8 protein-coding genes are annotated in these 9,484 nt (G+C 44.0%); 3 read left to right on the forward strand and 5 right to left on the reverse strand.

The window, feature by feature from the left end; all coding sequences use genetic code 11:
* On the forward strand, positions 1-1,614 hold a 1,614-nt coding region (locus EWV84_RS06050; RefSeq protein ID WP_353806915.1), incomplete at its 5' end, for a type IIL restriction-modification enzyme MmeI.
* Positions 1,615-1,933: 319 nt separating this feature from the next.
* On the opposite strand, the gene EWV84_RS06055 is transcribed toward EWV84_RS06050, so the two are convergent.
* The gene (locus tag EWV84_RS06055) at positions 1,934-3,238 is read right to left on the reverse strand and encodes an ABC transporter substrate-binding protein (protein ID WP_286825613.1); all 1,305 of its coding nucleotides are present in this window, start codon (positions 3,236-3,238) and stop codon (positions 1,934-1,936) included.
* 128 nt (positions 3,239-3,366) lie between these two features.
* Here EWV84_RS06055 and EWV84_RS06060 point away from each other — a divergent pair, with 128 nt between their 5' ends.
* A complete protein-coding gene (locus EWV84_RS06060; protein WP_287077156.1) occupies positions 3,367-3,534 on the forward strand; it encodes a hypothetical protein in 168 nt (55 codons plus the stop codon).
* Positions 3,535-3,649: 115 nt separating this feature from the next.
* Here the strand turns inward: EWV84_RS06060 and ctpA are convergent, their stop codons facing one another.
* From ctpA to EWV84_RS06080, 4 genes are all read right to left on the reverse strand, one after another.
* Positions 3,650-4,888, reverse strand: coding sequence for a carboxyl-terminal processing protease CtpA (ctpA, locus tag EWV84_RS06065; RefSeq protein ID WP_286825612.1), 1,239 nt, complete (start codon positions 4,886-4,888; stop codon positions 3,650-3,652).
* Positions 4,889-5,079: 191 nt separating this feature from the next.
* Complete coding sequence (gene fba / locus EWV84_RS06070) at positions 5,080-6,159, reverse strand: class II fructose-bisphosphate aldolase (protein ID WP_045358622.1); 1,080 nt, start codon at positions 6,157-6,159, stop codon at positions 5,080-5,082.
* Positions 6,160-6,291: 132 nt separating this feature from the next.
* Entirely contained in the window at positions 6,292-7,419 is a 1,128-nt protein-coding gene (locus EWV84_RS06075; RefSeq protein WP_286825610.1) for an aldo/keto reductase, read from the reverse strand.
* 308 nt (positions 7,420-7,727) lie between these two features.
* On the reverse strand, positions 7,728-8,228 hold the full coding sequence (locus EWV84_RS06080; RefSeq protein ID WP_286825609.1) for a bifunctional nuclease family protein: 501 nt from the start codon (positions 8,226-8,228) through the stop codon (positions 7,728-7,730).
* A gap of 278 nt (positions 8,229-8,506) precedes the next feature.
* On the opposite strand from EWV84_RS06080, the gene rpsD reads away from it, so the two are divergent.
* Entirely contained in the window at positions 8,507-9,115 is a 609-nt protein-coding gene (gene rpsD / locus EWV84_RS06085; RefSeq protein WP_002798058.1) for a 30S ribosomal protein S4, read from the forward strand.
* Positions 9,116-9,484: the final 369 nt, after the last annotated feature.

The raw sequence follows: 9,484 nt of genomic DNA on the forward strand, positions 1-9,484 counted from the left end.
CAGGAATTAAATAAAACGGGACAGTTAGTAACAGATATTAGTGCTATTATTCAGGTAGATGTGAATCAGTTTGCTGGTATTGAATACGATGAATTTGCGGTAAGAGTTGCTGAGGTGGCGATGTGGTTAATTGATCACCAGATGAATATTAAAGTTAGTAATACTTTTGGTCAGTATTTTGTGCGTTTACCGTTGAAGAAAGCGGCAAAGATTGTTAATGGAAATGCTTTGCGGATTGATTGGGAGGAAGTTATATCAAAAGAGAAGCTCAATTTTATTTTAGGAAATCCTCCTTTTGTGGGGAAACAGTTACAAAATGCCCACCAAAAGGCTGACATGAATCATGTTTTAGGCGAAGTTAAAGGAGCAGGCGTTTTAGATTATGTGACATCATGGTATATCAAAGCAGCTGAATTTATTCAAAATAGTTTAATTCGTTGCGCTTTAGTTAGCACAAATTCTATTTATCAGGGTGAACAAGTTGGGATTCTTTGGCAAGAGCTTTATCAAAAATATAAAATTAAAATTCATTTTGCCCATCGTACTTTTAGCTGGAGTAATGAAGCAAAAGGAAACGCCGTAGTTCATTGTGTTATTATTGGTTTTGGTGTTCAGGATATTGAGAATAAACGTATTTTTGATTATGCTGATATTAAAGGTGAACCGACAGAAAGAAAGGTTAAAAATATTAATCCTTATCTGACAGAAGGCAATGATTTAATCATTTTAAAGAAAATAAAACCTATTTGCAACGTGCCTGAAATGATCAAAGGCAGCCAACCTACAGATGGTGGTAATCTTCTGATGAATGACGGAGAAAAAGAAGAGTATATTCGACAAGAACCTGAAGGAAAAAAATTCATTAAGCCTTTTATTTCTACTGATGAATTTCTGAATAATAAAAGACGCTGGTGTTTTTGGTTAACAGAAATACAGCCTAAAGAATTGAAGCAGTTGCCCCTATTATTAAAAAGAGTAGAAGCTGTTAAAGAAATGCGTTTGGCTAGTTCTAAAGTTGCGACAATTAAGTGGGCGCAGTTCCCAACATTATTTACTGAAAATAGACAGCCAAAAACAAGCTATATTCTAATACCAAGTCATTCTTTGGGGAATAGAAAATATATTCCATTAGGATTCTTTACTCCAGATTATATTGCTAATAATAGTTGTCTATTTGTTGCAAATGCAAATCTATATTTATTTGGTATTCTTACTTCAGAAATGCACATGGCATGGGTTAAATATGTCTGTGGAAGATTAAAAAGTGATTACCGTTATTCAAACACCATCGTTTATAATAATTTTCCTTTTCCTGAAACTGCGACCGAAAAACAAAAACAAACCGTCGAGACTTGCGCTCAAGCTGTGCTAGATACAAGGGCAAAATATCCCGATAGTAGTCTTGCGGATTTATACGATCCTTTAACCATGCCTCCTGACCTGATCAAAGCTCACCAAAAACTTGACAAAGCCGTTGATTTATGTTATCGTCCCCAACGCTTTACCAGTGAATTAAATCGTATTGAATACCTCTTTGAACTCTATGAAAAATTAACCGCTCCCTTACTCTCTACCAGCAAACAAAAAGCCAGGAAACGAAAAAATTCTCAATAACCGAAAATGCTTCAAGAAATTTTGCTTGTGCCAAGGCTCTGCCTTGGCACAAAATACTAAATCCGGTTATTAAAAACTGATTATTTATTCTCCCCTTTGCATGAGTGCCTCTCCTCATAAGTAGGGTTTGCGGCAAAAAGTTTTTCGTGGGGGCAGGGTGTGGGGTTTTACCGATTTTGAGGGGGTAAATTACCTAATTTTCAGGGAAAAAGTCCCGGAATTTTCCCCCCGATCACTCCCCGGTCCGGTAATTTTTGATGGGAAAAAAGTCTAAAAGTCTTATCCAGCAAAGTTTTTAGATTTATTCAGCCAGCCCTAATTACTGATTGGGTGTCACCTGATCGATAACCTTGAGAGTCCCATCATCCTTGACAGTCCAGACATCGTAACTACCGACCACATCGCCATTTTCATCGATATCCACATTGCCACTGGCTCCCTGATAGTTAATATCCTCGCCTTTGCGAATCATTTCCATGGCTTGACAAGCATCGGTTACTTCCGTCCCCGGACCGTTAGCCACCTCACGAATCTTGCTTTGAATCCCTTCACCAGTGTTAGATTTAGCCGCCTCGGCCGCTAACATCAATAAAACCGCCGCGTCCCAAGTATGGGGAACAAAAGCGGTGACATCCTTGCCGGTCTTTTCTTTCCAGAGAGTAGTAAAAGCACTTAAAGCTTGACCGTCGGCCCCGGGGACCGTGCCTAGGGACCCAGCAATAATTGACTTACCATCGGTTCCTTTCCCCACCTGTTTGGTGAAATCTTCCGAAAAAACCCCATCGGTGAGGAGGACGGTAACTCCTTTGGTCAATCCCTGTTTATAGGCCGCTTGCAGTAATAAACTGCCCGTTTCAGCGTAAAGGACTGCCGCTACAGCATCCGGTTGGTTAGCGAAGGCAGCCGCCGCTTCACTATCGAGAGTGGCAGCTTTCGGGTCATAACGGACAGGATTTTGCTTATTAGTGATAGTGCCGCCTAATTTATCGAAAGCGCTCACGAATTCCCGTTCAAATCCCACTCCGTAATCGTTATTGATCACGACGGTGGCCACATTTTGAAAACCCCTTTTCTTAGCTAGGACCGCTAAAGCTTGAGCTTGGTAGGTGTCCGGGGGAGCCGTCCGCGCCCAAAAACCTTGAAAATCGCCTTTTTTCGCCCTGTCAGTAAATACAGGACTGGTGCTACCCGGAGAGACTAACATAACTTTATTTCTCACCGCCACATCGACGGCTGCTCCTGAGACGCTACTGGCAAAGGAACCGATCACACCGGCTACTTTATCCACCTCCGCTAGTTTCGTCATCGCTGAAGCACCGGCGGCGGGATCGGTTTGGTCATCTTCTTTCACGAGGGTGACTGGTTTGCCATTGACTCCACCACAGGCATTGATAGTCTCTACCGCTAGGGCGGCTGCTTCGGGCATATTTTGACCAATAGCGGCTAAATCTCCGGTAATGGGCAGTAAAGCCCCTAATTTTAAGCCCTGATCCCCGGGGGCAGTGGTGGTGGGGCTAGAGGCGTTGTTATCTGGGGTTTGGGCATTATTACAAGCGGTTAAAAAATTAGCTAAGAGGCTGATGCTCAGGGTTAGGGCTAGGGGCGATCGAATATATCTCTGCATGGCGGTAAGATCAAGGATAAGTCAAGGTTGGAAGACTGAAAAGCCCGGACTGGGAAAATTCTAATCGATGTTAGCATTCTCGCCACATCAAACAGGTTTCCATCTTAATTTAGATATTGATGGAAAAAATGACTAATTTGTTCGATTTATGCCGTCGGGTGTGGGGTGTGGGGTGTGGGGTGTGGGGTGTGGGGAAATGGGGAAGTGGGGAAATGGGGAAATGGGGAAGTGGGGAAGTGGGGAAGTGGGGAAGTGGGGAAGTGGGGAAATGGGGAAATGGGGAAATGGGGAAGTAGAGCATTTGGCTGAAATTTCCCTAAACCCCTAAACCCCTAAACCCCTAAACCCCTCAATCTCTAAATCCCTATCTCCTGCCTCACCCCACCAACAAACTTTTTCAGTAAACCCCACTCAGGAAGCTTTGGCTAAAATGGTCTTCTGGTTTAAAAACTGAATCGCCGTTTGGTATTGACTATCTTTTTCGGTGCCGATTTGCTCATAGGTGATCGGTTCCTGTGCCACCACTCGATCGGGCATAATTCCTAACTTATGAATATCATGGTGGGCGGGAGTTTCATATTTGGCCACGGTAATCGCTAATCCTGCCCCATCGGGTAACTCGAATAAGGACTGAATTAATCCCTTACCGAAAGTCTTTTCTCCCACTAAAACCCCCCGTTGATTGTCCTGTAATGCTCCGGCTAAAATCTCGCTGGCACTGGCGGTTCCCTGATTGACCAAAACGACTAAAGGCGCGTCAGTTAAAGCATTACCAGAAGCGGCAAAACTATCGGCAATTCCCTCACGATTAACCGTATAAACGATCGTTCCCTGATTAATCCACATCCGAGCGATTTCTATGCCCGCTTGCAGTAAACCACCGGGGTTATTTCTTAAATCCAAAATATAACCCTTGGCTCCTTGTTTTTGTAAATTCGTCACCGCTTCCGAGACTTCTTTGGCAGCGTTAGCACTAAATTGATTTAAGCGCACATAACCGATCGGCAAGGAACTAGAATTTTTATCTAAAACCGCTACCACTGGACTTAAAGAAATGCGTTGACGGGTTAAAGATAGGGTTTTTGGTTGACTTTTTTGATCGGGAAGAATGACTAAGGAAACTTCTGTTCCGGGAGTTCCGCGCATTTTGGCCGCTGCTGCATCGAGGGTTAAAGTAGTAGTATCGATGCCATCAATAAACAAAATGCGATCGTGACTAGTCAAACCAGCAGCCTCAGCAGGAGAACCGGCAAGGGGGGCCACCACTTCTAAGTAACCATTGTCGGGATTGATATTAATTTGCAGTCCTACCCCCGATAATTCCCCCGTGGTGCTAATTTGTAGGTTATGGTATTGATCCGGTCGCAAGAGACGGGTAAAGGGTTCATCGAGAGTAGCTAACATCTGTTCGATCGCATTGTAGGCCGCCGTCCGATCGTTGAGGGGTTTTTTGATGAATTGTTCCCGCACCTGCCACCAGTTTTGATGATTAAATGTGTCATCATAATAAGATTGGTTGACTAATCGCCAAGATTGCAGTAGTAATTTTTGTTCTTCGCTAAAGGCGGCTGCTGTGGGTGTCCATGCCATCCAAGTTAGACAAAACCAAAATCCCACCAATAATCCCACCCACAACGATTTTTTTCTCATCTTGCTTCTCTTATAAATCAAGTGCTGATCTGCTGATTATTTTCAGTATAGTCTTTTCTCTGAAATCGATTCTTATCTGGCAACTCTTTCCCTTCAAGGGATTCCCATAAAAAAAGAGGGTAGTTAACTATAACTACCCGAAAAATTCTACTAGATCGGTGCAATTAAGCGATCGCTTAATTTCTCAGTAACTAGACAGCTACAACTTTTTTGCTGACTTGGGTTAATTGTCCTTTAGCATATTTGGCTGCGTAATCATCAAGGGACATTTGTTTGATTTTGCTGGCGTTACCGGCGGTACCAAATTGTTGATAGCGATCGGCACAAACTTTCTGCATATAGGTGATCGAGGGTTTCAAGAAGAAACGGGGATCAAACTCTTTCGGGTTGCTGAAAAGTGCTTCCCGAACTGCGGCGGTAATTGCTAAACGGCAGTCGGTGTCGATATTGATTTTACGCACACCACTCTTGATGCCTTTTTGGATTTCTTCCACGGGTACACCGTAGGTTTCAGGGATAGCGCCACCGAATTGGTTGATTAATTCTAGGAGATCTTCGGGAACCGAGGAAGAACCGTGCATAACCAAGTGGGTATTGGGTAAGCGGCTGTGAATTTCTTCAATGCGGCTAATAGCAAGAATTTCGCCAGTGGGTTTGCGGGTAAATTTGTAAGCACCGTGGCTAGTACCAATCGCTACTGCTAAAGCATCTACTTGGGTTCTTTCGACGAAATCCACCGCTTCATCGGGATCAGTTAACAGCATCGAGTGATCTAATTCCCCTTCAAAACCGTGTCCATCTTCCGCTTCTCCTTTACCGGTTTCTAAGGAACCTAAGCAACCGAGTTCCCCTTCCACACTAGCGCCGATCGAGTGAGCAACTTTTACTACTTCAGCAGTAACGTTAACGTTGTACTCGTAGGTGGCGGGAGTTTTGGCATCCGCTTCTAAGGAACCATCCATCATGACACTGGTGAAACCGTTACGGATCGCCGAGTAGCAGGTGGCGGGTTCATTACCGTGATCTTGGTGCATCACGATGGGGATATGAGGATAGGTTTCCACCGCGGCGGTGATCAAGTGACGCAGGAAGTTTTCCCCTGCATATTTGCGCGCACCGCGAGAAGCTTGCAGGATAACGGGGCTATCGGTGGCTGCCGCCGCTTGCATGATCGCTTGGATCTGCTCCATATTATTTACGTTAAAAGCGGGGATGCCATATCCGTTCTCAGCCGCGTGATCCAACAATAACCGCATGGGGACGAGTGCCATATCCTTTACTCCTTAATCTATTTCTTGTTTTTTGTCTCTTTAAATTCAAGAAAGTTAATTCTCTTACCTGTTAATCTTAAGATAGTTTTTACACTTTGACGATCCCCAAAAAAAATTTTTCCCAGTTTCGTCCTAAGATGACCACAATCTCCGTTGCGCTGGTCCTTTAAGTAGTTCGTGTGTATTAAATAGCAGCTGGGGAATCGGCAATTTTTCCGGGCAGCGAGGTAAACAATCACCGCATTCAGTACAATTATTCGCTTTGCGTCCGGGGAACCAATGACCGGCATTTTCCAGCATTCGATAGCGATACTGGCCAAAATCGGTCATTTCGTAAGCTACTGCCAGATTCCGCAGTCTCAACACTTCAGGGATATTAATATTTTCGGGACAGGGTAAACATTGATAACATTGGCTACATAAATCTGTAGCCAATTTATCGGTTAAATGTGTCTCTAAACGCTTAAAAACGGCAATTTCTGCCGCATCTAGGGGCTGATCTCCTTCGCATACGTTAATAATTGCCTCTAATTCCTCCGGTATCGCTGCCCCGACGCTGAGGGTATTAATGCGCGGATCGCTCAATAAAAAGCGATAATTTAGCTCTAGGGGTGAAAAAGGAGCGCATAATTCCTCTAGCTTCTTGGGAGGTCTGTGGAGACCACCTCCCTTATCAGCAGGGGAAATGATAAACACACCCATGTCCTTTGCTTGGGCTAAAGCGATCGCCGGTTGCTGTCTTTGCCAAAAAAAATAGTAATGGATATTGACAAAAGCGAAGAAATCTGTATTGATCGTCTCCAGAATAATTTCTAGGGGTGCATGGGTAGAAAAGCCAATATGACCGATTTTTCCAGCTTCTTGGGCCATAAAAACGGCTTTCATGCAGCCTTGCGGGTCTTTAATCCAGTTTAAATGCTCGCAGGTGTTAATACCGTGAATTGCTAGACAATCCAGGTAATTTAATTGTAATCGTTCTAGGGATTCGGCGATCGCTTTTTCCATAGTTTGGCGATCGGGAGTGGGGACCAATTTCGTAGTCAGATAAACTTGCTCCCGCACCCCTTGACGCTGCAGGTAGCGACCGAGAAAAACTTCGCTATTACCGTAACCTCTGGCTGTTTCTAGGTGATTAATCCCCAATTCTAGGGCGCGATCAACTGTTGCGGTAAACACCGACTCTGAGGACAAACAGCGCATTGTCCCCAGGGAAAACAGCGAAAATTGCCAATTAGTACGGCCAAATCGTCGATAACGCATTGATTCAGTTATCAGTTATCAGTGATCAGTTACCAGTTATCAGTGATCAGTTACCAGTGATCAGTTATCAGTTGTCAGCTTTTGAAGGCAAGAGGCAACAGGCACTCGTGCAAAAGACAGAATCTGACAATTCTCCTACCTAAAAAGAAGGTTAGAAACTAAGCACATCAAAGCTTTTAGCTTAACCAATTAGGTCTTAGATTCGGCCCTTGTTATCAGTTATCAGTTATCAGTTAGAAGGTATTGGGGTGTGGGGTGTGGAGTGTGGGGAGAATAAAGCTGCCCCCTGATTCCTGACTCCTGAAATTTCACTGATCACTAAAATCACCGCGACGTTGGATCAGGTCTGAGGGGCTAAGATTGGAGACGAAATTGCGAAAAGCTTGACGTTCCTCTTCATCCGCGTCACGATCGACAGGGATAGAAGCAGAAGCGATCACTTCTTCCATTACCCAGACAGGACTGTTGGTACGCAGAGCAATAGCGATCGCATCACTGGGACGACAATCGATTTCTTTTTTGACTTCGCCGCGCTGGAGACAGAGAACAGCATAAAAGGTATTATCTTGGAGAGAATGGATGATAATCTTTTCTAAATCCATGTCCCAAACTTTAAAAATATTAGCGATCAAATCGTGGGTGAGGGGACGAGGGGGTTTTTGTTGTTCGAGGACGGTCATAATGGCCTTAGCCTGATCTTGTCCGATGTAGATAGGTAGAGCGCGACGCTCGGAACCATCCTTGAGCAGTACAATGGGACTGCGAGTGATAGCGTCTAGGGCAATTCCAGCGACTTTCATTTCGATCATGACTATGGCTTCTCCAAGATAGAGATTCAGCTAGGGAAGGAGTGGGAAAGCAACCTGAGTAATATAGTGCTTAGTTACACTCACAGTATGCCCTAAGATGGCAGAGATTAGCCTCATCTTTAACGAAAAAAATACATCACCTGCCATCAGGCCTGAATCAGTGATCAGCTTTTTTCTCCCCACTCCGTTCTCCCCTCTCCCCACACCCCAACTAAATTACTTAATTTGTGCTACGATAATAGTTTTGGGATAAATTTAAATAGGAGCAGACTGTCTGTATGTCTCGTTATAGAGGACCGCGCTTGCGCGTTGTGCGTCGTTTAGGGGAATTACCAGGCTTAACCCGTAAAAATGCCCGTCGTGCCTATGCACCCGGGCAACATGGCCAGGCCCGCAAAAAACGTTCAGAATATGCCATTCGTCTAGAAGAAAAACAAAAACTGCGTTTTAACTACGGTGTCAGCGAGAAACAATTAATTCGCTATGTCCGCAAAGCTCGCCGGGCTACTGGTTCCACTGGTCAAGTGCTGCTGCAACTCTTAGAAATGCGTCTGGATAATACCGTTTTCCGTCTCGGTATGGCTGGGACAATTCCGGGGGCTCGACAATTAGTCAATCACGGTCACGTCACCGTTAACGGTAGAGTTGTGGATATTGCCAGTTATCAGTGCCGTCCGGGTGATGTGATTGGAGTCAGAAATCAAGAGCGTTCCCAGGATCTAGTCAAAAGAAATATGGAATACCCCGGTTTAGCCAACCTGCCGAGTCATTTGGAATTTGACAAAAATACCCTTGTGGGCAAAGTTAATGGCGTTGTGGAAAGAGAATGGATTGCCCTCTCGATTAATGAACTGTTAGTAGTGGAATACTACTCTCGGAAAGTCTAGGAAAAAAGCCTTTTCCAGATACCTTGAGGACGCAAGTGGCAGCGTCCTTATTTTATTTGATGAATGATTTTTATGGCATCTGTGGTTTTAGGCATTGTTTATTTCTCCTTGATAAGTATGAAGTTCTGGATTTTGTTTAAATTGTGCTTTTCTCTGGATAATTCTCTCAATGTCTTGTGAGGGGATGGCGGAAGTTTTTATAATAAATCTTTCTTCATCGGGGTATTCATTGATTTAAGGTATATTTAGAGTCTGCTGAATAATGGTAAAACCCTTTTAAAATAAAGCTTTTGACCTGTTAAAGTCCGATGTTAGTGCAAGAAAATAGGATTGGGACTTTCAAAAACCTTGCATTATCCTTCTTGTAGT

Source organism: Microcystis sp. M_QC_C_20170808_M3Col (assembly GCF_007095505.1).
Taxonomy (GTDB): Bacteria; Cyanobacteriota; Cyanobacteriia; order Cyanobacteriales; family Microcystaceae; genus Microcystis.

Bases quoted from the DNA above. Each gene is read 5' to 3' on its own strand.
- EWV84_RS06055 (WP_286825613.1), bottom strand. From the start codon at position 3,238: ATGCAGAGATATATTCGATCGCCCCTAGCCCTAACCCTGAGCATCAGC.
- EWV84_RS06060 (WP_287077156.1), top strand. From the start codon at position 3,367: ATGACTAATTTGTTCGATTTATGCCGTCGGGTGTGGGGTGTGGGGTGT.
- ctpA (WP_286825612.1), bottom strand. From the start codon at position 4,888: ATGAGAAAAAAATCGTTGTGGGTGGGATTATTGGTGGGATTTTGGTTT.
- fba (WP_045358622.1), bottom strand. From the start codon at position 6,159: ATGGCACTCGTCCCCATGCGGTTATTGTTGGATCACGCGGCTGAGAAC.
- EWV84_RS06075 (WP_286825610.1), bottom strand. From the start codon at position 7,419: ATGCGTTATCGACGATTTGGCCGTACTAATTGGCAATTTTCGCTGTTT.
- EWV84_RS06080 (WP_286825609.1), bottom strand. From the start codon at position 8,228: ATGATCGAAATGAAAGTCGCTGGAATTGCCCTAGACGCTATCACTCGC.
- rpsD (WP_002798058.1), top strand. From the start codon at position 8,507: ATGTCTCGTTATAGAGGACCGCGCTTGCGCGTTGTGCGTCGTTTAGGG.